The organism is Stenotrophomonas geniculata ATCC 19374 = JCM 13324 (assembly GCF_001431625.1).
GTDB classification, from domain to species: Bacteria; Pseudomonadota; Gammaproteobacteria; order Xanthomonadales; family Xanthomonadaceae; genus Stenotrophomonas; species Stenotrophomonas geniculata.
Window position 1 is genome coordinate 1 of record NZ_LLXT01000151.1, and the last position, 21,601, is coordinate 21,601.

Genomic DNA, 21,601 nt, shown 5'->3' on the forward strand with positions numbered 1-21,601 from the left:
CACCCGTCCCGCCCATCACGTATCAATCAAGGCGCCGCACGGAGCGCTTGATAAACCTTACTCAGCCAACATCGCCGTCAGTTTCTCCCGCGCCGGCCCGGCCAGCTTCGGGTTGTCCAGCGCAAAGCGGATCGTCGCTTCCACCAGCCCCAGATGCGTGCCGCAGTCGAAGCGGGTGCCCTCGAAACGATAGGCATCAACCTCTTCGCTCTTCAGCAGCTGCGCGATCGCGTCGGTCAGCTGGATCTCGCCACCGGCACCGCTGCCGGTCTGCTCCAGCAGCTCGAAGATCTTCGGGCTCAGTACATAACGGCCGACCACCGCCAGGTCGCTCGGCGCGTCCTCCGGCTTCGGCTTCTCCACGATCTGCGAAATGCGGCCCTTGCGGCCGTCGAACGCGTCAGTGGCCACGATGCCGTAGCTGGCAGTCTTGTCGTGCGGCACGTCTTCAACGGCGATCACGCTTGCACCACTGACCTCGTTGAGGTCGGCCATCTGCTTCAGTGCGCCGTCGCCGCGGTTCCAGATCAGGTCATCCGGCAGCAGCACCGCGAACGGCTCGTCGCCGATCACGGCCTTGGCGCACAGCACCGCATGGCCCAGGCCCAGGGCCTCGGCCTGGGTCACGAAGATCGCACGCACGCCATTGGGCAGCACGTGGCGGATCATCTCCAGCTGTTCCTGTTTGCCGGCGCGCTCGAGCTTCTGCTCCAGCTCGTAGGCCTTGTCGAAGTAGTCGGCGACCGCGTGCTTGTAGCGGTTGGTAATGAACACCAGCGTGTCACAGCCCGCTTCGATCGCCTCATCGACCGCGTACTGGATCAGCGGACGATCAATGATCGGCAACATTTCCTTCGGAACCGTCTTGGTTGCCGGCAAAAAGCGCGTCCCGAGCCCTGCCACTGGAAAAACTGCCTTGCGAATTCGCTTGCTCATTGGTGCCTGTTGGCCTCACGTGCCGGAAAAGGCACGACTTTAGCGGATGAAATGTAAGCATCCTGTTCGATAGGAGAAAACTCGGGCATCGTCGCGAACAGGATCTCCTGGATGCTGGTGGTGTCGTAACCAGCCACGGCATCGCGCAGGCGTGGAACATTGCCCAACACCAGATCACGCGAGAACGTGCGTACACCGGCCTCGAGAATCTTCGGGTGCGCGGTGGAACGGTAGTCCTCGTCCGAATAGAACAGCGTCTCGTGCAGCTTCTCGCCCGGACGCAGCCCGGTGTAGATGATCGGAATGTCCTTGTACGGCTGCTTGCCGGCCAGGCGGATCATCTGCTCGGCCAGCACGCGGATCGGCACCGGCTCGCCCATGTCGAGCGTATAGATCGCACCGTGCGACGCCGAAGCGGCCGCCTGCAGGATCAGCTGGCAGGCCTCCGGGATGGTCATGAAGTAGCGACTGACCTCCGGATCGGTGACGGTCACCGGCCCGCCACGCAGGATCTGTTCGCGGAACAACGGCACCACGCTGCCTGCCGAGGCCAGCACGTTGCCGAAGCGCACCGTGACGAAACGGGTATGCGTGGACTTCTGGTCCAGGCTCTGGCAGATCATCTCCGCATAGCGCTTGCTGGCGCCCAGCGCATTGACCGGGTCGACCGCCTTGTCGGTGGAGATGAACACGAAATGCTCCACGCGTGCCTCCAGGCAGGCGCGGGCCACGTTCTCGGTGGCCAGTATGTTGTTGCGCACCGCTTCGCGCAGCTGCCGCTCCAGCACCGGCACATGCTTGTAGGCGGCGGCATGGAAGGCGGTGTCGACGGGGTGCAGCGACAGGGCGTGGCGGATCACCGCCGGGTCACCGCAGTCGCCCAGCACCGCTTCGACCTCGACATCCGGGAAGCTGCGCCGCAGCTCGCCCTCGATGGTCAGCAGCAGCAGTTCGCTGATCTCGAGCAGGATGATGCGGCCGGCGCCGTGACGCGCGCACTGGCGGCACAGCTCGGAGCCGATCGAACCACCGGCGCCGGTGACCATCACCGTACGCCCGCCCAACCAGCCACGGATCAGGTTCCAGTCCGGCATGATCGGCTTGCGGCCGAGCAGGTCCTCGATCGCCACTTCCTTCAACTGCCCCGGCAGCGACTGGCCCTGCAGGATATCGCTGAGCTTGGGCACGGTGCGGAACGGCACGCCGGTGCTTTCGCAGATGGCGACGATGCGCTGCATGCCCGCAGCGTCCAGCGACGGAATGGCGATCACCAACAGCTTGGCCGCGGTCTCGCGGACCACTGTCGGCGCATCGTCCAGGGTGCCGAGGATCGGCAGGCCCTGCAGCTTGGCACCGCGCAGGTGCGGCGCGTCGTCCAGCAGGCCGACCGGCTCGAAATTGCCCGAACGGCGCAGGTCGCGGACCAGGGTCTCGGCGGCCTGGCCGGCACCCAGGATCAGCACGCGACGCGCGGACGAGTCCGACTGCAGCGCCTGATAGTCCTTCCAGGCCCGGTACAGCAGGCGCGGCGCGCCCAGCAGCGCCGACAGCGCGAACGGATAGATCACCAGCACCGACATCGGCACGCCGTCGAAGCGCTTCCACATCAGCACCAGCACGATGGCGACCATGCCGATGAAGCTGGCCTTGAAGATGTTCAGCAGGTCGCTGACGCTGGCGAACCGCCACAGGCCGCGATAGAGGCCGACGCGCCAGAACACCATGCCCTGCAGCAGCAGCACCAGCGTGGTGTCGACGTTCCAGAGTGGGAGCTCGGGGGCGTTGGCCAGGATCGAGTACCGCCCCGCGTGGAGCAGCTGCCAGCACGCCCAGACCATGAACAGGTCATGGCAGACGATGGCCGAACGCGGCATCAGGCCGAGGATTCTGTCCCGCCAGGGTGAAGCCATAAGTCAGGTATTTCCTTTTGGGTGGCGCAATCCATTGCGCAGGAGGAGCCAGAGGACGCTCAGCGCGGTGAACCACGCGATCGCCACGGCAGCCTCCCACCTCGGCTGCAAATTGGAGCAGACATTAAGCACTGTAATACTGAACAGGCCCAAAGCAAAGTACATCCCTGTTACCTGGGCGTGACTGGCTCCTGCCTGCACCGCGCGCTGGTAAACGTGCTGGGTATGGGGTTCCATCCAGCGTTGTCCGGAAATGATGCGCGCCAGCAGTGTGAAGCCCGCGTCCACAAGAAAGGGCGATGCCGACACCAGCAGCAGCATCCAGTGGATGTCGGTCTTTACGCTGGCCAGTGCCAGCACTGCCGCCACCGCGTAGCCCAGCGCGCCACTTCCGACATCGCCCATGAAGATCCGGGCCCGCGGGAAGTTGAACGGCAGGAAGCCAAGGCAGGCCAGGCCCAACGCGACCGCCGCCAGCGAGTACGGCCAAGGCAGCAGCGGCGCCAGTCCCAGCGCGACCACGATGGCCTGGCTGGCGGCGATGCCGTTGATCCCATCCATGAAATTCCAGATGTTGATCAGCGAAGCGGTGAACAGCAGGACCAGTACGGCCAGCAGCCAGCTGCCGCCATGGACCTTGACCAGCGCGGCCAGCAGCGCGGCGGCGATGAAGTGCACCATCAGGCGGCGCATGGCCGGAAGCGGCCGGTGGTCGTCCCACCAGCCGATACCCGCCACCAGCGCCAGGCCAAGGCTGGCGACCAGCAGGCTCGGACGCGCTTCGGGCCAGGTCCACATGGCAACACCGGCGGTCACCAGCAGGCTGATGACGATGGCGATGCCGCCGCCACGCGGGGTCGCCACGCTATGACTGCGGCGTTCGCCCGGCTGGTCAAACAGTTGCCGGCGCAGCGCGTAGCCCCGCGCTGCCCAGGTCAGTGCCGCACTCAGCAGGGCCAGACCCAGCAGCGCGCCCATCACGAGCCACGGCATGGATCAGAGCACCGCGTAGTTCAGCAGCGGCTTGACCGTACCCCACTCCTTGCAGCTCGGGCACTGCCAGTGGTGGGTGCGCGCACCGAAACCACAACGGGTGCAGCGATAGGCCGGATTGCGCACCAGCAACTGGTCGGTGATGTGCTTGAGGTCGTGCAGGGTCGCCGTGGAATCGGCACCTTCAGCCAGTGTCAGGTCGATCAGCGCGGACTCGCCACGCACCGACGGGCGATCCTTGAGCTGGCGGCCCAGGTAGGCACGGGCCGGGGCCACGCCCTCCTGCTCTTCCATCAGACGGGTCAGCGCCAGCACCGGGGCAATGCCACGGTAATGCTCGGTCATCTCCGACAGGAAGGCGCGCGCGCCGGCCAGATCGCCCACCTTGCGGTAGTTCTGCATCAGCGCCGGCAGCAGCTCCGGCAGGTACTCCGGATCGTTGCGCGCCGCGCGCTCGAAGGCGCGCACGGCCGCTTCCGGATTGCCGGCATCGGTTTCCAGGCGGCCTTCAATGATGCCGGCACGGACCGACATCGCATCGGCCTGGTAGGCCCGGGCAATCGCTGCCCTCGCCTCTTCCAGCTTGCCGGCACCGCGGAAGCGTTCGGCCAGTTCGCATTCGAACTGCCCGATCAGCTTGCCCATCGGCTCGCCGGTGACATCCTCGAAACGGGTGGCGTTGTCGATCGCCTTTTCCCAGTCGCGCTCGGCCTGGTAGATGCCGATCAGGTGCTTGAGTGCCTGCGGGGCACGCTGGTCCAGCTGGGCCAGTTCGGTGAACACGGTTTCGGCGCGGTCCAGCAGGCCGGACTTCATGTAGTCCTCGCCCAGCGCCAGCAGCGCCTGCACGCGTTGCGCATCGCTGAGGTCGTGGCGGTTGACCAGGCCCTGGTGCAGGCGGATGGCGCGGTCGACTTCGCCGCGGCGACGGAACAGATGGCCCAGCGCGACCTGGGTCTCGAAGGTTTCCTTGTCCAGCTCGGCGATGTGCAGGAACAGCTCGATGGCCTTGTCCGGCTGCTCGTTGAGCAGGTAGTTCAGGCCACGGAAATAGGTGCTCGACAGGCGGCTGACCTGGCTGTCACCGTGGCGTTGACCACCACGCCGTCCGATCACCCACCCGGCCAGCGCGGCCAGCGGAACGAACAGAAAGAACCAGAACCACTCGGTGACGAAATCCATCTTCGATCAGCGTCCATCAAAAGATTGGGGGGAAGCAACCGGTGCCGGCGTGGCGACAGCGGACTTGTTGGCGCGGCGCAACTGGCTGTAGAGCGGAATGACCACGCTCACCAGCACCAGGCCAGCGCCGACGATGACACCCACCAGCAGCGCGGCGATCAGGGCCACGCCTACCGAGGTGTGCAGTTGGGTAAACAGCAGGTTGATCGACATCGCGGTCATGTTGACCGCACCGATGATCAATCCAAGGATCAATACCGCCAGCAGGACCAGCAGACGAAAAACCTTCATGCGACAGCTCCAGTGGCAGGAGTCCGTAGCTTATCCGACTCGCGGCTGGATTCGCACGCGGTGGCGCGACGGGAGGCTCAGGCCGGATCGGCGTCCAGCGGCAGCACACTGCTGACCCGCTCGCGCAGTTCCTTGCCCGGCTTGAAATGGGGGACGTGCTTGCCCGGCAGGGCAACCGATTCGCCGGTCTTCGGGTTGCGACCCAGGCGCGGCGGACGATAGTGCAGCGAGAAGCTGCCAAAACCACGGATTTCGATGCGATCCCCGGCGGACAGCGATCCGCCCATCATTTCCAGCAACGACTTCACCGCCAGATCGACATCATCGGCCTTCAGGTGCGCCTGGCGGCGCGCAAGGATTTCGATCAGTTCGGATTTGGTCATTACCGGCTCACATCAGGGGTATCCCAGCCTGAAACGGCCCGGGCAATGCCCGGGCCGTCCAGGAAACAACGAACAGCGTAAGGCCGATTACTCGGACTTGTTGCCGTTCAGCTGTGCACGCAGCAGCGCGCCCAGCTGGGTGGTGCCGCTGGAAGCCGAAGAGGACTGGTATTCCTCCAGCACTTCGCGCATTTCAGCGTCGTCCTTGGCCTTGATCGACAGCTGCAGGGTACGGCCCTTGCGGTCCATGCCCACGAACTTGGCTTCGACCTTGTCGCCGACCTTCAGGTGCTGGGTGGCGTCGTCAACGCGCTCGTTGGCGATGTCGCGGGCCGAGACGTAACCTTCGATGCCGTCAGCCAGCTCGATGATCGCGCCCTTGGCGTCGACTTCCTTCACCACGCCTTCGACCTTGGAGCCCTTCGGATTGGCAGCCATGTACTGGCCGAACGGATCCTGCTCCAGCTGCTTCACGCCCAGGGAGATGCGCTCGCGCTCCGGATCGACAGCCAGGACGACGGCGTCCAGGGTATCGCCCTTCTTGAAGTTGCGAACGACGTCTTCGCCGGTGGTGTTCCAGCTGATGTCGGACAGGTGGACCAGGCCGTCGATGCCGCCGTCCAGGCCGATGAAGATGCCGAAGTCGGTGATCGACTTGATCTGGCCCGACACCTTGTCACCCTTCTTGTGGGTGGCAGCGAAGGTTTCCCACGGATTGGCGGCAACCTGCTTCATGCCCAGCGAGATACGGCGACGCTCTTCATCGACGTCCAGCACCATCACTTCGACTTCATCACCCACCTGGACAACCTTGGACGGGTTGACGTTCTTGTTGGTCCAATCCATCTCGGAGACGTGCACCAGGCCTTCGACGCCCGGCTCGATCTCAACGAACGCACCGTAATCGGTGACGTTGGAGACCTTGCCGAAGACGCGGCTGTTGGCCGGGTAACGACGGCCGATGTTGTCCCACGGATCCTCGCCCAGCTGCTTCAGGCCCAGCGAAACGCGGTTGCGCTCGCGGTCGAACTTCAGCACGCGGACGTCCAGCTCGTCGCCGACGTTCACGACTTCCGACGGGTGACGCACGCGCTTCCACGCCATGTCGGTGATGTGCAGCAGGCCGTCGATACCGCCCAGGTCCACGAACGCGCCGTAATCGGTCAGGTTCTTGACGACACCCTTCAGGATCGCGCCTTCCTGCAGCTTGTCCATCAGCTGCTCGCGCTCTTCCGAGTGCTCGCTTTCGACGACAGCGCGGCGCGAGACCACGACGTTGTTACGCTTGCGGTCCAGCTTGATGAGCTTGAACTCGAGCTCCTTGCCTTCCAGGTAGGCCGGATCGCGCACCGGGCGCACATCGACCAGGGAACCCGGCAGGAAGGCGCGGACATCCTTGATGTCCACGGTGAAACCACCCTTGACCTTGCCGCTGATGCGGCCGGTGATGGTTTCGTTCTTTTCCAACGCTTCTTCCAGCTCGTCCCACACCATCGCGCGCTTGGCCTTCTCGCGCGACAGGACGGTTTCGCCGAAGCCGTTCTCGATCGAGTCGAGGGCGACCTTGACGATGTCGCCTTCGGCGACGTCGATTTCGCCAGCGTCGTTACGGAACTGTTCGATCGGCACGATGCCTTCGGACTTCAGGCCAGCGTTGATCACCACGACATCGCCGCGGACTTCAACAACGGTACCGCTGACGATGGCGCCCGGCTTCAGCTTGGCCAGGTTGGCCTGGCTGGCTTCAAACAGTTCGGCAAATGATTCGGTCATTAGATTTACTCTGTTGGACACATGGGTCGGTGGCGTCCCCTTCAGGGGAATGGCGACCGCCCGCCTGTTGGTCGACCCCGGAAACGCAGGTCGTGTGTAGTAGGAAAACCGCCACGCATCATTGCGCGACGGAGCTGGTACAGCACTGTTATGCGCGACCACCGCCGATGCTGCTGGCAGTGCTCCCGCGCGAACGGATCAGGCAGCCGGAACCGGAAGCAGATCCATCACTCTGGCAACGACATCTGCGATGCCGATGCCTGTGGTGTCGATGAGGACAGCATCGTCTGCCGGCTTCAGGGGCGCCACGGTACGCTGAGCATCACGGGCGTCGCGGGCCATGATCTCGCGCAGGAGGTCATCAAAGTTAACAGAAACCCCCTTGTCTTTCAACTGCTTATGCCGGCGCTCGGCGCGCTCCTCGGCACTGGCGGTCAGGAAGACCTTATAGGGGGCGTCCTTGAAGATCACCGTACCCATGTCGCGGCCATCGGCAACCAGGCCGGGCAGCTCCCTGAATGCGCGCTGGCGCTCCTTCAGGGCCGCGCGGACCTCCGGAATGGCGGCAATGGCCGAGGCCAGGGCGCCAGTGGTCTCCAGGCGCAGCTCGTCGGTGGCATCGGTGCCGTTGACCATGACCCGCATCGACTCGCCCTGTTCAACAAACTGAACATGGGTGTCGAAGGTGCAGCGCACCAGTGCCGAGGCATCGGACGTATCAATGTCGGCCCAGCTCGCGGCCACGCCCACTGCCCGGTACAGCGCGCCCGAATCCAGGTAATGCCAGCCCATCCGGCGCGCGATGATGCGGCTGATGGTACCCTTGCCGGCCCCGGAAGGGCCGTCGATGGTCAGGACGGGAGCGAGTGGATTCATGGGGTTCCCAGAGCGTGTGAAGGGGTCATTCTAGCCCCTGCCAGACACCCCCAGCGGGATCTTTTGTGCAACCACTTGAAACCACGAGGAAAAGCCCGGTAGAATGGCGGGCTTGAACGAGCGTCAACTGCCGATTGTCTTTCGCATATCGCGGCCACGCTCCACCCGAACAACTACTGTTTACGCCGAGGTATGCCATGAAAGTCCTGTCCTCCCTGAAGTCGGCGAAGGCCCGTCACCGTGACTGCAAGGTCGTGCGTCGTCGTGGCAAGATCTTCGTCATCTGCAAGTCGAACCCGCGTTTCAAGGCGCGTCAGCGCTAAGCCTCACAGCCTTCCGGCTGCGGCTGGCCCTACGCGGGGCCGACCCGATGCAAGAAACCGCCTTCGGGCGGTTTTTTGTTTATGCGGCTTTTTCCTGCCGTTTTTGCTGTAATCGCCTTTCTTGACCACTGGGGAGTAGATCGAGATGAAGCGTTACCTGTCCGCCCTGGCCGTGATGGCCACCCTGGCCGCCGCCACACCGGCACTGGCCGATACCCTGCTTGTCGACCGCGCCCGCGAGAAGCCGGCCGGTGCCCTGCCCGTGCGCGGCCAGAGCATGCAGCAGGTGCAGGCGCAGTTCGGCGCGCCCAGCGAGCAGCTGCAGCCACGTGGCGGGCAGAAGCGGCAGTGGCCGACCATCAACCGCTGGGTGTACCCGCAGTTCACCGTCTACTTCGAGAAGCAGAAGGTGATCGACGTGGTGGCCAACCAGGCGGACCCGAACGAAATCGGCCCGAAACCGCCGATCCGTTGATCCCTTTACCCGCCGTGGGCGGGCCTGTGTAGCGAGACCATGAACCAGACCCTTCGTTTTCCTGCCGAATGGGAAGCCCAGAGCGGCGTCCTGATTGCCTGGCCCACCGCCGACACCGACTGGGCCGACCGCCTGGGCCAGGTGGAAGAGACCTACATCGCCCTGGTCGCGGCCATCACCCGCTTCCAGCCGGTGCTGATCTGCGTGGCCGACGACGATGTGGAGACCTATGCCGAGATGCGGCTGCGCTCCAACCGCATCGACATGGACAAGGTCCACTTCACCACGGCGGCCTACGACGATACCTGGCTGCGCGACTCCGGCCCGATCACCCTGCGCCGCGCCGACGGCGGCTTCCAGCTGCTGGATTTCCGCTTCACCGGCTGGGGCGGCAAGTTCGACGCCACCCTGGATGACCAGCTGGTGGGCGTGCTCGACCAGGCCGGTGTGTTCAACGACGCGCCGGTGCGCAGCATCCCGTTCGCGCTGGAAGGCGGCGGCATCGAGACCGACGGCGAAGGCACCCTGCTGACCACCTGGAAGTGCCTGCACGAGCGCCACCCGGACCGCGACCGCGCCAGCCTGAGCGCCGACCTGGCCGACTGGCTGCAGCAGGACCGCGTGCTGTGGCTGGACCACGGCTACCTGGAAGGCGACGACACCGACGCGCACATCGACACCCTCGCCCGCTTCGCCTCGGCTGACAGCATCGTCTACCAGGCCTGCGACGACGCCACTGACTCGCACTACGCCGAGCTGCAGGCGATGGGCAACGAACTGGCCGCGCTGCGCACCAAGGACGGCCAGCCGTATCGCCTGTTCCCGCTGCCGTGGGCACAGCCAGTGATCGACGAAGGCCGCCGCCTGGCTGCGTCGTACGCCAATTACCTGATCGTCAATGGTGCGGTGCTGATGCCGGCCTACGGTGATCCGGCCGACGACCTGGCCCGCGACGTGCTGGCGCAGGCGCACCCGGGCCGCGAGATCGTGCAGGTGCCCTGCCGCTCGCTGATCTGGCAGAACGGCAGCCTGCACTGCATCACCATGCAGCTGCCGGCAGGGCTGTTGAAGGCGTAAGCCGAACCGGTAGCGCCGGGCCATGCCCGGCGAACGCTGCCGCATCTGGAAAATCCGCCGGGCATGGCCCGGCGCTACCGATTGCGTGCACCCATTCAGCGCGCGACACGCCGTCGCCGCCCATCCGCGCTAACATGCTGGTTTTCCCCCGCAGGAACGCCCCGCATGAACTCGCGCAGCCCCCTTACCGTCGCCCTGATCCAGGAGCGCAACCACGGTGATGCCGCCGCCAACCTGGCGGTGATCGAAGCACGCGTGGCCGAGGCGGCTGCGCAGGGTGCCAAGCTGGTGCTGCTGCAGGAACTGCATAACGGTCCGTACTTCTGCCAGCACGAGTCGGTGGACGAGTTCGACCTGGCCGAGCCGATTCCGGGCCCGAGCACCGAGCGCCTGGGCGCGCTGGCGAAGAAGCATGGCGTGGTGCTGGTGGGCTCGCTGTTCGAGCGCCGCGCTGCCGGCCTCTACCACAACACCGCCGTCGTCTTCGAGAAGGACGGCACGTTGCTGGGCAAGTACCGCAAGATGCATATCCCGGACGACCCGGGCTTCTACGAGAAGTTCTACTTCACCCCGGGCGACATCGGCTTCAAGCCGATCGACACCTCGGTGGGCCGCCTTGGCGTGCTGGTGTGCTGGGACCAGTGGTACCCGGAAGCGGCACGCCTGATGGCGCTGGCCGGTGCCGAACTGCTGCTCTACCCGACCGCGATCGGCTGGGATCCGGACGACGTGCAGGACGAGAAGACCCGCCAGCGCGACGCCTGGGTGCTGAGCCACCGCGGCCACGCCGTGGCCAACGGCCTGCCGGTGCTGAGCTGCAACCGCGTCGGCCACGAGGCTTCGCCGCTGGGCGCGTCGGGCATCCAGTTCTGGGGCAACAGCCACGTGCTCGGCCCGCAGGGTGAGTTCCTGGCCGAAGCCGGCACCGACGCCACCGTGCTTCTGTGCGATGTCGACCTGCAGCGCAGCGAGCACGTGCGCCGCATCTGGCCGTTCCTGCGCGACCGTCGCATCGACGCGTACGCTGACCTGCTCAAGCGCTACATCGACTGAGCCGGAGCCGCGCATGGCCGTCCTCATCCGTGATGCCGGCCCGGCCGACATCGCCGCGATCACCGCGATCTACGCGGTGGAAGTGACCGACTTCGTCAACACTTACGAGTACGACATCCCGGACGCGTCCGAGATGCTGCGCCGCATGCGCGACATCATCGACCGCGGCTTCCCCTACCTGGTCGCCGAGATCGACGGCCAGGTGGCTGGCTATGCCTACGCCAACACCTACCGTACCCGCGTTGCCTACCAGTGGACCGTGGAGAACTCGGTCTACGTCGATGCCGCGTTCCAGGGCAAGGGCGTTGGCACCGGCCTGCTGCAGGCGTTGATCGATGCCTGCGTGGCGCGTGGCTACCGGCAGATGGTGGCGGTGATCGGCGAACCGACCAATACCGCTTCAATCAAGCTGCACGAACGCTTCGGCTTCGAGCTGGTCGGCGTGTTCCGTGGCCTCGGCCGCAAGCACGGCCGCTGGCTGGATACCGTGCAGATGCAGCGCGCGCTCGGCGATGGCGCCGACACCGCACCTTCCAATGAATGAACCCATGACCGAAACCCTTCCCGAAACCGGCGACGACCTGTTCGCCGGCCAGCCGGTACGCGTCGTCGAACGCGACGGCGTGCGCTACACCCTGCTGGGCACTGCCCACGTTTCGCGCGCCAGCGTTGAGGCGGTGGAGAAAGCCATCGACAGCGGCCGCTTCGATGCCGTTGCCGTTGAGCTGGACCCGCAGCGCCTCCAGGCACTGAGTGATCCGGACACGCTGGCCAAGCTCGACCTGGTCGAGGTGATCCGCAAGGGTCGCGTTGCCCTGTTCGCCGCCAACCTGGCCCTGTCCGCCTACCAGCGCCGCCTGGCCGAGCAGCTGGACATCGAGCCGGGCGCCGAACTGAAGCGCGCGGTGGAACTGGCCCGCGAACGCGACCTGCCGGTGCACCTGATCGACCGCGAGGTCGGCCTGACCTTCCGCCGCGCCTCGCAGCGGCTGGGTTTCTTCGGCAAGCTGAAGCTGGTCGCCGGCCTCGGCGCCGGCCTGTTCTCGTCCGAGGAAGTGGGCGAGAACGAGATCGAGAAGCTCAAGCAGGGCGACATGCTGGAATCGAGCTTCGGTGAGTTCGCCAGCGAGAGCCCAGCGCTGTACGAGACCATCATCGGCGAGCGCGACCGCTACATGGCCACGCGCCTGCGCGAGGAGCACAACCCGCAGCAGCGTGAAGTGCTGGCGGTTGTCGGTGCGGGTCACCTTGCAGGCCTGGCGCGCTACCTGGAAACCGACACCGAAGCACCGGCGCCGCTGCGTGCCGAGCTGGAAGCGGTACCGAAGAAGCGCAACATCCCTTGGTTCACGCTGGGCATCCTGGCGATCGTGGCGACCGGCATCGGCGTGGGCTTCTATCGCGGCGGCCTCGGCGTGGGTACCGAGCTGCTGGCGACCTGGGCGATGTATACCGGCGGCCTGGCGGGCCTGGGCTGCCTGCTGGCCGGTGGCCACCCGCTGAGCATCCTCACTGCAATCGCGGTGGCCCCGTTCAAGCCGTTCCGCCTGAGCATCCCGACCGGCGCATTCTCGGCCTTGGTGGAAGCGCGCCTGCGCAAGCCGGCGTATGAGGACTTCCTCAAGCTGCGCGACGATGCGCAGAGCCTGAAGGGCTGGTATCGCAATCGCGTCACCCGCGTGGTGCTGACCTTCATGCTGACCAACATCGGCAGCATGCTCGGCCTGTGGCTGACCACGTTCAAGGTGTGGGGCAAGGTGGCAGGGTAAACCCCTCAACCGGCCACAGAATCTGTAGCGCCCGAGCCCACGCTCGGGCGACGCGGCGACGCGGCGACGCGGCGAACAGCAGCCGAGCATGGGCTCGGCTCTACAGAGACAAACAGACGCGGCGAGCAGAAAAAAAGGGGGAGGCCGCCCCACTACGACCGGCCTCCCCCACACCACAACACGTTGGCGCGCATTACGGTCGAGCAAGCTCGACCACTACACCGGGGTACCCGCCACGACCTCCAGGCCGCGCGCGCGGCGGATCAGCCGCGTCACGGCATTGCGCAGGTCATCGAGCACCGCGTAGATGGTCGGCAGGAAGAGCAGGCTGACCACGGTCGAGAACGCCAGGCCCCCGGCAATCGCGCGCGCCATCGGCGCGTACTCCGGGCCGTTGCCGAACATCTGCGTATTGGTCAGCGAGATCGGCACCATCGCCAGGATCGCCGTGCCCATGGTCATCATGATCGGGCGTAGGCGCTCGCGGGAGCCTTCAACCAGTGCCTGCGTTCGGCCCATGCCGCCGCGCCGCAGGTTGTTGATGTGTTCGATCATCACGATGCCGTTGTTCACCACCACCCCCATCAGCACCAGGATGCCGATGAAGGACATGATCCCGAACGAGGTGCCGGTGATCCAGAACAGCCAGAACACGCCGAAGATCGAGAACAGCACGCCGCTCATGATCGCCGCCGGGAACAGCAGCGACTCGAACACCGCTGCCATCACCACGTAGATCATCACCAGCGCGATCAGCAGATTGAACACCATCTGCTGCATGGCTTCGTCATCGTTGCCGTAGTCGCCGCCGTCGAAGGTGAAGCCATAGCCGGCCGGGAAGTTCATCGGCTTGAGCACCGACTCCATCGCCTTGCGGCCATCCGGCGCGGTGACCTTCTCGGCCAGGTTGGCCTTGATGGTCAGCGTGGTCTGGCGGTTGGTGCGGCCGATCTGGGTGGCCGACGAGCCGACGTCAACGGTGACCAGGCTCAGCAGCGGCACGCTGCGGCCGTCGCCGGTGCGCACGCTGAAACCGGCCAGGTCTTCCGGGCTGCTCTGCTCGGCGCCCGCGAAGCGCACCCACACCGGCACTTCATTGTCGCCGCGGCGGAACTCGCGCATCGGCGCACCGCGCAGGGCCAGGCCGACGAAGCTGGCCACCTGTTTGGCATTGAAGCCGAATGCGGCGGCGCGCTCGCGGTCGACGCGCACCTTCAGCTCACCGCCCTTCTCACCATTGTCGATGCGCACATCGCGCAGCTCGGCACGCTGGGCCAGCAGCGGCACCACTTCCTGGCCGATCTCCTGCAGCATCGAACTGGAGTGGCCGACCAGCTGCACCTGCACGCCCTGGTTGCCGCCGCCACCCCCATCGCCGCCCTGGTTGCCGACGAAGTAGTCGGTGCGGGCTGACTTCGGCAGGCCCTTGCGCAGTTCTTCCTGCAGCGCCTTGATGTCCTTGGCGTACTTCTCGTCCAGGGTGACCACGGTGGAGCTGCCTTCCTGCTCGCTGTACCAGGAATAGACCTGCTTGACGTGCAGGCGTTCACGGTTGGCGTCGATCCAGTTCTCCACCCGCGCCACTTCCTCGGACATCTGCCGGTAGGTGTAGGCGCCCTTCCACATGTAGCCGATGAAGATGTCCTTGCCGCCGTCACCACCGAACATGTCGATCTTGGTCAGCTTCATCGGCACCAGGCTGACCAGCACCACCAGCAGAATGCCGAGCAGGCTCCAGCCACGATGGTGCAGCGACCAGTCCAGCAGCCTGGCGTAGCGGCGCTGCAGGCGCGCGATCATGCCGGTCTGCGAGTGAACCAGCTTGGGCGTGGCCATGCGCGCGGACAGCATCGGGATCAGGCTGACCGCGACCAGCCACGAGGCCAGCAGCGAGACCGAGATGGTGATCGCGATCTGCGCCATGAAGATGCTGATGTTGTTGGTCTCGCCGAACAGGTTCGGCACGAACACGATGCAGTGGCACAGCGTGCCGGCGCTGAGCGCGATGGCCACGTTGCGGGTGCCGATGATCGAGGCCAGCCGCGGCTGCCCGGGCAGGCGCTCGCGCTCCTGGTAGATGCTCTCCACCACCACCACGGCGTTGTCGACCAGCATGCCGACGGCCAGCAGCAGGCCCATCATGGTCAGGATGTTCAGCGTCACCCCGACGAAGTACATGAAGCCCAGGGTGATGGTGAAGCAGATCGGGATGGCCAGGGTGACCATCAGCGTGGACGGCCAATGGCGCAGGAAGAAGAACAGCACCGTCACCGACAGGATCAGGCCGACCGCACCGGCCTCGGCCAGTTCCAGCAGCGAGGAGGTCACCGCCTTGCCCTGGTTGTCGATCACCTTGATCTGCACGTCGCGCATCGACGGCTCCGCGCGGATCGATTCGACCTCGGCCAGCGCCGCGCGCGAGACTTCCACCAGGTTGGCGCTGCGTTCCTTGAAGATGTCCAGGCCGACCGCCGGGTTGCCGTCCAGGCGACGCCCGTAGTTCATCCGCGCCGGTTTCAGGCGCACGTCGGCGATGTCGCCCAGGCGCAGGCCCTTGGCGTTGATCACCAGGTCGCGCATTTCCTGCAGGTCGGTGATCTCGCCCACCGGCTGCACGCGCACGCGCTGGCCGTTGTCGTCGATCTGCCCGGCGGAGATCGAGAAGTTCAGCGTGCGCAGGCGCTCGCTCAGCTCATTGATGCTCAGACCGTGCGCGTTGAGGCGGTTCGGATCGATGGCGATCTCCACCTCGTTCGGCGGCGCGCCGGTGATGTCGACGCGGGCCACGCCGGGGATGCGCTCGATGCGCCGCTTGAACTCGCGGTCGAGCATGTCATAGGCAGTGGTCAGGTCGGTGGTGCTGGCCAGCCGCACCTTCAGCACCGGCTGGTCACTGCTGGACCACTTGAACACGTTGTAGCGCTGCAGGTCATCGGGCAGGTCGCTGCGGATCGCATCGATGCGTTCGCGTGCATCGGAGGCGGCGATGGCGATGTCGCGGTCCCAGTCGCTGAACTCGATGAAGATCAGCGCCGCCTCGGAGGTGGCCGACGAGCGCATGCGCTTGATGCCGGTCATCGTCGCCAGCGATTCCTCCACCGGGCGGATGATGGTCCGCTCCACTTCCTCCGGGGTTGAACCGGTGTACGGGATCTGCACGAACAGGAACGGCGCGGAGATGTCCGGCAGCGCTTCCAGCGGCAGCCGGAACGAGGCGATCAGGCCGATCACCACCAGTGACACGAAACACATGATGGTGGTGACCGGACGGCGGATGGAGAACTCGGCAACACTCATGCCGGCTCCTCCACACCCGCCGCGCTGCCTGCTGCACCCGGCTCGATCTCACCGGCGTGCTTGCGGCCACGCTCGCGGTAGTAGGCATCACCGCGGCGATCCATCAGGTCGTACACCACCGGGATCACCAGCAGGGTGAGCAGGGTCGACACCAGCAGGCCACCGATCACGGTGATCGCCATCGGCGCACGCACTTCAGCACCCTCGCCCATCGCCACCGCCAGCGGCAGGAAGCCGAACAGCGTGCACAGGGTGGTCATGATGATCGGCCGCAGGCGCGAGCGCGCACCTTCCACCAGGGCCTCATGCTTGGCCACGCCGGACTCGCGCAGCTGGTTGACCTTGTCGATCAGGATGATCGCGTTCTTGGTGACCAGGCCCACCAGCAGGATCAGGCCGATGAACACCACCACCGAGATGGGCTTGCCGGTCAGCATCAGTGCCAGGATCGCGCCGACCAGCGCCAGCGGGATGGTGAACAGGATCACGAACGGATGCAGCAGCGACTCGAACTGCGACGCCATCACCAGGTAGACCAGGAAGATCGCCAGGCCGAAAGCGAAGATCAGCGACTTCGCCGCCTGCGCCAGCTCCTCACCCTGGCCGCCGATGTGCAGGCCGACACCCGCGCCCAGCGGTTGCTCGGCGACCATCTGCTGCACTTCACGCATGGCCGCCCCCAGATCGATGTCGCGCAGGTTGGCCGAGACCACGGCCACGCGGGTCTGGTCGGCGCGATGGATCTCACTGGGGCCGGTGGTGGCGACCACGTCGGCCACCGCGTCCAGCGTGACCGGGCGGGTGCTGCCCGGATTGACGATCAGCCGACGGATGCTCTCCACGCTGGCACGGTCGCCCTCCTGGGCACGCACCAGCACGTCGATCTTGCGGTCACGGAAGCTGTAGCGGGTGGCCACGTCACCGCGCACCTTCTTCACCACCACATCGGCGATCTGGCGGGTGGTCAGGCCCAGCGCACCCGCGCGTTCCTGGTCGAAGCGGATCTGGATTTCCGGGAAGCCCTCCTCCACCGTCGACTTCACGTCGGCGTAGTGCGCGTTGCCGCGCAGCATCGCCGCCAGGCGCTGGCCGGCCACTTCGAGCGTCGCCATGTCCTGCCCGCGCAGCTCGATTTCCAGCGGCGTGGAGAAACTGAACAACGCCGGCCGCGCGAAGTCGACCTGGGCACCCGGATGCTGGCCCATGGTGTCACGCAGGCGCTCGGTGATCTCCGCCTCGGTGCGCGCGTTGCCGCCGCCTTCCATCACCACGGTCAGCTTGCCGATGTTCTCGCCGCTTTCGGTCGGGCTGGCATCCAGGCGGGTGCCGCTGCCACTGACACCATACAGCGAGGCCACGCCTTCACCCTTGCCATGCGCCAGCTGCAGCTCGCGCACCAGCGCATCGGTCTGCTTCAGCGGCGTGCCGGCCGGCAGCTTCACCGTCATTTCGAAGCGGTCCTGTGCCAGCTGCGGAATCAGGTCGGCACCGAGCATCGGCACCAGCGCCATGGTCGCCACGAAGATGATCGTGGCCACGCCCAGCACCTTGCCCGGATGCGCCAGCGCGCTCGGCAGCAGTCGCAGGTAGCCGCGCTCGGCACCGGCATAGGGCTTCATCGCCAGATCGCTGGCCTTGCGCATCACCGGGCCGACCACCGCCACCACGCCACGCCACGCCCGCACGACCAGCCAGGCCAGCGCATAGAAGCTCCAGCGCGCGGTCGCCACGGCACCACGGCGACCCAGCGCCACCGGCTTCTGCCAACGGTTCTGCGGCTGCCACGGCTCGTTCGGCGCCTCTTCCGGGAACGCCAGCGGCGGCCGTCCCTTCAGCGAGCTCAGCATCGGGATCAGCGTCATCGACACCAGCAGCGAGATCGCAATGGCGATCGCCACGGTCAGTGCCTGGTCGCGGAACAGCTGGCCGGCGATGCCGTCGACGAACACCAGCGGCAGGAACACCGCGATGGTGGTCAGGGTCGAGGCGACCACCGCCATGCTCACTTCGCGGGTACCGACGATGGCCGCCTGCAGGATACCCAGGCCACGCTCACGCGCCTTGGCGATGCTCTCCAGCACCACGATCGAGTCGTCCACCACCAGGCCGGTAGCCAATGCCAAACCGCCCAGCGACATCACGTTCAGGCTCAGGCCGAGCTGGCCCATGAAGAAGAACGTGGCGATGATCGAGACCGGCAGCGACAGGCTGATCACGAACGTGCTCCAGCCATCACGCAGGAACAGGAAGATGATCAGGATGGCCAGCAGCCCTCCGATCACCGCATCCTTCTTGACGTCGGCGATGGCGTGCTCGATGAAGCGCGACTGGTCCTCGATGGTGGTCATCTCGACATCGGAGGGGAACGTGCCCTTGATCTGCTCCAGGCGCTTGCGCAGCGCTTCGGCGGTGGACACGGTGTTGGCATCGCCTTCCTTGTAGATGGCCAGTTCCACCGATTCCTTGCCACCCAGGCGGATCACCGCTTCGCGTTCCTTGTAGCCCTGGCGCACGGTGGCCACATCCTTCAGGCGCACCGGCACACCGTTGGCGACCACGCTGGAACCACCGCCGGAGGACGCGCTCTGCGCCGCCGACGCCGCCGCGATCGCGGCCGCCGAACCGGTCGATGCGGCGATGTTGAACATCTGCTGCAGTGCCGAGTCGGCCGCGCTGCCATTGGCGGCCTGGGTGGTCACCAGCAGGTTGCGGATTTCCTCCAGGTCGGCGAACTGGTTGACGGTGCGCACCAGGAAGCGCTGCGAACCCTCCTCCAGGCGACCGCCGGAGATGTTGATGTTCTCGTCCTTCAGGCGCTTGATGACGGTGTCGATCGGCAGGTTCAGCTGCGCCAGCTTCTGCTGGTCGATGTCGACCTGGATCTCGTCTTCCAGGCCACCGCCGACCTTGACCGCTGCGACGCCGGTGACCGGCTCCAGCTTCTTCTTCAGGTCTTCATCGGCATAGCGGCGCAGGCCGGTCAGCTCGCGGATCGCATCGGCATCGCTGGCCGGTGCCACCTTGTTCGACAGCACCAGGCGCATGATCGGCTCGGTGGACGGATTGAAGCGCAGCAGCACCGGGGCCTTGGCCTCCAGTGGCAGGTTCAGCGCTTCCATCTTGTCGCGCACCTCCAGGCTGGCCTGGTCCATGTTGGTGCCCCAGGCGAACTCCAGCACCACGTCGCTCTGGCCGGTGCGCGAGACCGACTTCAGCTTGCGCAGGTTCTTGACCACGCCCACCGCTTCTTCGACCGGCTGGGTGATCAGGGTTTCGATTTCGGTCGGCGCCGCACCGGTGTACTCGGTGCGCACGGTCAGCGTCGGGTAGCTCAGGTCGGGCAGCAGGTTGACCTTGAGGTTGCCCAGCGCGATCAGCCCGAACAGCAGCAGGGTGACCGTGCACATGGCGATGGTCACGCGGCGGCGGGTGGCGAATTCCACCAGGCCGCCGCGCATGCCGGCGGCGGCGCCGTCGCTCGCCGGCGAGGCACCGTGGTCGTGGCCCGGGGCGGTCATTGCTTGCTCCCGGCCTTGTCTGCCGGCTTGGCGGCCGCTGCGACCGTCTTCGCCTTTGCCTTCGGATCAGCGATCACCTGCACTGCGGTGCCGTCGCGCAGCGCGACCTTGCCGGCGGTGACCACCTGATCACCGGCCGCCAGGCCATCACGGATCTCCACCCACGGGCCCTCGGCGTAACCCAGCTTGACCGGAACGCGTGCGACCTTGCCTTCGCGCACCCGGAACACCGCCGGCTCACCGTCGTCGAGCAGCGCCAGGCGCGGCACCACCAGCGCATCGGCACGCTGGTCGTAATCGATGCGGATGCGGCCGAACATGCCGGGCTGCAGCGCATGCGCGGCGCCATCGAAGGCGCTGACCACGCGAAACGTGCCGCTGCCCGAATCCACCACCGGCGCGATGCGATCGACGGTGCCGGTGAAGCTCTGCCCCGGCAGTGCATCGGCAGCCAGTGTCACCGGCTGGCCGGCGCGCAGCGTGGCCAGCTCGCGCTCGGGCACATTGAGCGTGGCTTCCAGCCGCGAGTTGTCGACGATGCGGAAGATCGGCGTGTTGATCTGCACGAAGTTGCCGGTCTTGATCGAGCGCGAGGCGATCACGCCGGAGATCGGCGCCACCACCGTGGTGTAGGACAGTTCCAGCGTGGCCAGGCGGTACTGCGCACGGACGTTTTCCAGGTCGTAGCGCAGCTGGTCAACGCTGGCCGCACTGACCAGCTGCTGGACGACCAGCTTCTGTGCACGCTGATAGTCGTTTTCCAGCTTGCGCATCTGCGCTTCGCTCTGCGCCACGGCCAGGCGTGCGCGGTCCGGGTCCAGGCGCACCAGCGGCTGGCCAGCGGTCACCCGCTGGCCTTCCTCGACGAGCACCGCCAGCGCCACGCCGGAGGTCTTGGCGACCACCTGCGATTCGGCGCGTGGTTCCAACGCGGCGGTACCGGTGTAGCTGGCCGCGACGGCACGGTGGCTGGCCACGGCCACTTCGACCGGGACCGCGTCGACCTTCTTCTCCTCCTTGGTCTCGGCGGCCTTGGCTTCGGAATTGGGCCCTGCGGCGCAACCGCCCAGCAGCAGGGAGGTGGAGATCAGCAGTGCGGCAGCGCAGATTCCGCTGCGACGGCCGGACAGGAAGGTTGGGTGCGACATCGTCAGGTCCCTGGAGGATGCGTGGACAGGTGTGGTAGCAAAGTAATGCACCACTTCACGGCAACACCATATCCCAAAGGTCATGATGCCTTCGTGCCACTGGTCGGCCCGCCCCCCATTTCAGCTAGATGAAACCTGGGGCTATACTCGGGTCGTTCCGTACCCCACGCCGGAACGACCAGACCCGAATCCCCGGAAACGACACCATGCGCCCGCAGCCGCTCGCCGCTTGTCTCGCTCTGGCCGTCCTCCTGCCCCTTGGGGCCGCCGCACAGCCCGCTCCTGCTCCTGCCACACCGGCCCCGGCCCCGGCTCCCGCCGCTGCCCCGGCGCCCGCCGCCCCCACCGGCAACTTCGACAATGGCCGTGTCCTGGCCTACACCTGTCAGGGCTGCCACGGGATCACCGGCTACAAGAACGCCTACCCCAGTTACCGGGTGCCGAAGATCGGCGGCCAGACCCAGCAGTACCTGGCCCAGGCCCTGACCGAGTACCGCCAGGGCAAGCGCCGGCATCCGACGATGCAGGCGCAGTCGATGAGTTTCAGCGAACAGGAGATCGCCGATCTCTCTGTTTACCTGTCCACCGTCAAGTAAG

General features: G+C 66.0%; 18 protein-coding genes. 7 read left to right on the plus strand and 11 right to left on the minus strand.

All coding sequences use genetic code 11. The annotated features are described in order from the left end of the window. Window positions 1-57: 57 nt before the first annotated feature. The 8 genes from galU to cmk form a co-directional block, all read right to left on the minus strand. The gene (gene galU / locus ARC63_RS20470; RefSeq protein ID WP_057504262.1) at window positions 58-936 is read right to left on the minus strand and encodes a UTP--glucose-1-phosphate uridylyltransferase GalU; all 879 of its coding nucleotides are present in this window, start codon (window positions 934-936) and stop codon (window positions 58-60) included. Next, the gene (locus ARC63_RS20475; protein WP_043397011.1) at window positions 933-2,846 is read right to left on the minus strand and encodes a polysaccharide biosynthesis protein; all 1,914 of its coding nucleotides are present in this window, start codon (window positions 2,844-2,846) and stop codon (window positions 933-935) included. The genes galU and ARC63_RS20475 overlap by 4 nt, the downstream gene beginning before the upstream one ends. A gap of 3 nt (window positions 2,847-2,849) precedes the next feature. Continuing rightward, window positions 2,850-3,839: an MraY family glycosyltransferase gene (locus ARC63_RS20480; RefSeq protein WP_057504263.1), complete on the minus strand. Its 990-nt coding sequence runs from the start codon at window positions 3,837-3,839 to the stop codon at window positions 2,850-2,852. A 3-nt stretch (window positions 3,840-3,842) separates the two neighbouring features. Then, window positions 3,843-5,021, minus strand: a complete 1,179-nt coding sequence (gene lapB, locus ARC63_RS20485) for a lipopolysaccharide assembly protein LapB (protein ID WP_005416232.1) — start codon at window positions 5,019-5,021, stop codon at window positions 3,843-3,845. Between the two features lie 6 nt (window positions 5,022-5,027). After that, window positions 5,028-5,312, minus strand: coding sequence for a LapA family protein (locus ARC63_RS20490; RefSeq protein WP_010484569.1), 285 nt, complete (start codon window positions 5,310-5,312; stop codon window positions 5,028-5,030). A 77-nt stretch (window positions 5,313-5,389) separates the two neighbouring features. Then, window positions 5,390-5,695 carry an integration host factor subunit beta gene (locus ARC63_RS20495; RefSeq protein WP_005409286.1) on the minus strand — a complete coding sequence of 102 codons (306 nt, stop codon included), beginning with the start codon at window positions 5,693-5,695 and terminating at the stop codon, window positions 5,390-5,392. A gap of 87 nt (window positions 5,696-5,782) precedes the next feature. After that, window positions 5,783-7,468, minus strand: a complete 1,686-nt coding sequence (gene rpsA, locus ARC63_RS20500; RefSeq protein WP_005416230.1) for a 30S ribosomal protein S1 — start codon at window positions 7,466-7,468, stop codon at window positions 5,783-5,785. 198 nt (window positions 7,469-7,666) lie between these two features. Next, on the minus strand, window positions 7,667-8,344 hold the full coding sequence (cmk, locus tag ARC63_RS20505; RefSeq protein WP_010484566.1) for a (d)CMP kinase: 678 nt from the start codon (window positions 8,342-8,344) through the stop codon (window positions 7,667-7,669). Between the two features lie 197 nt (window positions 8,345-8,541). On the opposite strand from cmk, the gene ykgO reads away from it, so the two are divergent. The 6 genes from ykgO to ARC63_RS20535 all read left to right on the plus strand — a co-directional run bounded on the left by ykgO (window position 8,542) and on the right by ARC63_RS20535 (window position 13,041). Further along, window positions 8,542-8,667 (plus strand): type B 50S ribosomal protein L36, encoded by a 126-nt coding sequence (gene ykgO, locus ARC63_RS20510; protein WP_005409283.1) that lies wholly within the window; start codon window positions 8,542-8,544, stop codon window positions 8,665-8,667. A 175-nt stretch (window positions 8,668-8,842) separates the two neighbouring features. Continuing rightward, complete coding sequence (locus ARC63_RS20515; protein WP_227837998.1) at window positions 8,843-9,142, plus strand: hypothetical protein; 300 nt, start codon at window positions 8,843-8,845, stop codon at window positions 9,140-9,142. A gap of 39 nt (window positions 9,143-9,181) precedes the next feature. Next, window positions 9,182-10,219, plus strand: a complete 1,038-nt coding sequence (locus tag ARC63_RS20520) for an agmatine deiminase family protein (protein WP_057504264.1) — start codon at window positions 9,182-9,184, stop codon at window positions 10,217-10,219. 165 nt (window positions 10,220-10,384) lie between these two features. Beyond that, the gene (locus tag ARC63_RS20525; protein WP_057504265.1) at window positions 10,385-11,272 is read left to right on the plus strand and encodes a carbon-nitrogen hydrolase; all 888 of its coding nucleotides are present in this window, start codon (window positions 10,385-10,387) and stop codon (window positions 11,270-11,272) included. 13 nt (window positions 11,273-11,285) lie between these two features. Continuing rightward, entirely contained in the window at window positions 11,286-11,816 is a 531-nt protein-coding gene (locus tag ARC63_RS20530; RefSeq protein ID WP_005409279.1) for a GNAT family N-acetyltransferase, read from the plus strand. A gap of 4 nt (window positions 11,817-11,820) precedes the next feature. Then, on the plus strand, window positions 11,821-13,041 hold the full coding sequence (locus ARC63_RS20535; protein WP_005409278.1) for a TraB/GumN family protein: 1,221 nt from the start codon (window positions 11,821-11,823) through the stop codon (window positions 13,039-13,041). Window positions 13,042-13,257: 216 nt separating this feature from the next. On the opposite strand, the gene ARC63_RS20540 is transcribed toward ARC63_RS20535, so the two are convergent. From ARC63_RS20540 to ARC63_RS20550, 3 genes are read right to left on the minus strand one after another with little or no spacing between them, the layout of a single operon-like run. Then, entirely contained in the window at window positions 13,258-16,338 is a 3,081-nt protein-coding gene (locus ARC63_RS20540) for an efflux RND transporter permease subunit (RefSeq protein WP_057504266.1), read from the minus strand. Then, window positions 16,335-19,856, minus strand: a complete 3,522-nt coding sequence (locus ARC63_RS20545; RefSeq protein WP_049483122.1) for an efflux RND transporter permease subunit — start codon at window positions 19,854-19,856, stop codon at window positions 16,335-16,337. Before ARC63_RS20545 ends, ARC63_RS20540 begins: the two co-directional genes overlap by 4 nt. Further along, window positions 19,853-21,004, minus strand: coding sequence for an efflux RND transporter periplasmic adaptor subunit (locus ARC63_RS20550; RefSeq protein ID WP_010484552.1), 1,152 nt, complete (start codon window positions 21,002-21,004; stop codon window positions 19,853-19,855). The genes ARC63_RS20545 and ARC63_RS20550 overlap by 4 nt, the downstream gene beginning before the upstream one ends. 206 nt (window positions 21,005-21,210) lie before the next feature. On the opposite strand from ARC63_RS20550, the gene ARC63_RS20555 reads away from it, so the two are divergent. After that, entirely contained in the window at window positions 21,211-21,600 is a 390-nt protein-coding gene (locus tag ARC63_RS20555) for a c-type cytochrome (RefSeq protein ID WP_005413034.1), read from the plus strand. Window position 21,601 lies beyond the last annotated feature (1 nt).

Excerpts from the sequence above, each read along its gene's own strand:
- galU (WP_057504262.1), bottom strand. The coding sequence starts at position 936 with ATGAGCAAGCGAATTCGCAAGGCAGTTTTTCCAGTGGCAGGGCTCGGG.
- ARC63_RS20475 (WP_043397011.1), bottom strand. The coding sequence starts at position 2,846 with ATGGCTTCACCCTGGCGGGACAGAATCCTCGGCCTGATGCCGCGTTCG.
- ARC63_RS20480 (WP_057504263.1), bottom strand. The coding sequence starts at position 3,839 with ATGCCGTGGCTCGTGATGGGCGCGCTGCTGGGTCTGGCCCTGCTGAGT.
- lapB (WP_005416232.1), bottom strand. The coding sequence starts at position 5,021 with ATGGATTTCGTCACCGAGTGGTTCTGGTTCTTTCTGTTCGTTCCGCTG.
- ARC63_RS20490 (WP_010484569.1), bottom strand. The coding sequence starts at position 5,312 with ATGAAGGTTTTTCGTCTGCTGGTCCTGCTGGCGGTATTGATCCTTGGA.
- ARC63_RS20495 (WP_005409286.1), bottom strand. The coding sequence starts at position 5,695 with ATGACCAAATCCGAACTGATCGAAATCCTTGCGCGCCGCCAGGCGCAC.
- rpsA (WP_005416230.1), bottom strand. The coding sequence starts at position 7,468 with ATGACCGAATCATTTGCCGAACTGTTTGAAGCCAGCCAGGCCAACCTG.
- cmk (WP_010484566.1), bottom strand. The coding sequence starts at position 8,344 with ATGAATCCACTCGCTCCCGTCCTGACCATCGACGGCCCTTCCGGGGCC.
- ykgO (WP_005409283.1), top strand. The coding sequence starts at position 8,542 with ATGAAAGTCCTGTCCTCCCTGAAGTCGGCGAAGGCCCGTCACCGTGAC.
- ARC63_RS20515 (WP_227837998.1), top strand. The coding sequence starts at position 8,843 with ATGGCCACCCTGGCCGCCGCCACACCGGCACTGGCCGATACCCTGCTT.
- ARC63_RS20520 (WP_057504264.1), top strand. The coding sequence starts at position 9,182 with ATGAACCAGACCCTTCGTTTTCCTGCCGAATGGGAAGCCCAGAGCGGC.
- ARC63_RS20525 (WP_057504265.1), top strand. The coding sequence starts at position 10,385 with ATGAACTCGCGCAGCCCCCTTACCGTCGCCCTGATCCAGGAGCGCAAC.
- ARC63_RS20530 (WP_005409279.1), top strand. The coding sequence starts at position 11,286 with ATGGCCGTCCTCATCCGTGATGCCGGCCCGGCCGACATCGCCGCGATC.
- ARC63_RS20535 (WP_005409278.1), top strand. The coding sequence starts at position 11,821 with ATGACCGAAACCCTTCCCGAAACCGGCGACGACCTGTTCGCCGGCCAG.
- ARC63_RS20540 (WP_057504266.1), bottom strand. The coding sequence starts at position 16,338 with ATGAGTGTTGCCGAGTTCTCCATCCGCCGTCCGGTCACCACCATCATG.
- ARC63_RS20545 (WP_049483122.1), bottom strand. The coding sequence starts at position 19,856 with ATGACCGCCCCGGGCCACGACCACGGTGCCTCGCCGGCGAGCGACGGC.
- ARC63_RS20550 (WP_010484552.1), bottom strand. The coding sequence starts at position 21,004 with ATGTCGCACCCAACCTTCCTGTCCGGCCGTCGCAGCGGAATCTGCGCT.
- ARC63_RS20555 (WP_005413034.1), top strand. The coding sequence starts at position 21,211 with ATGCGCCCGCAGCCGCTCGCCGCTTGTCTCGCTCTGGCCGTCCTCCTG.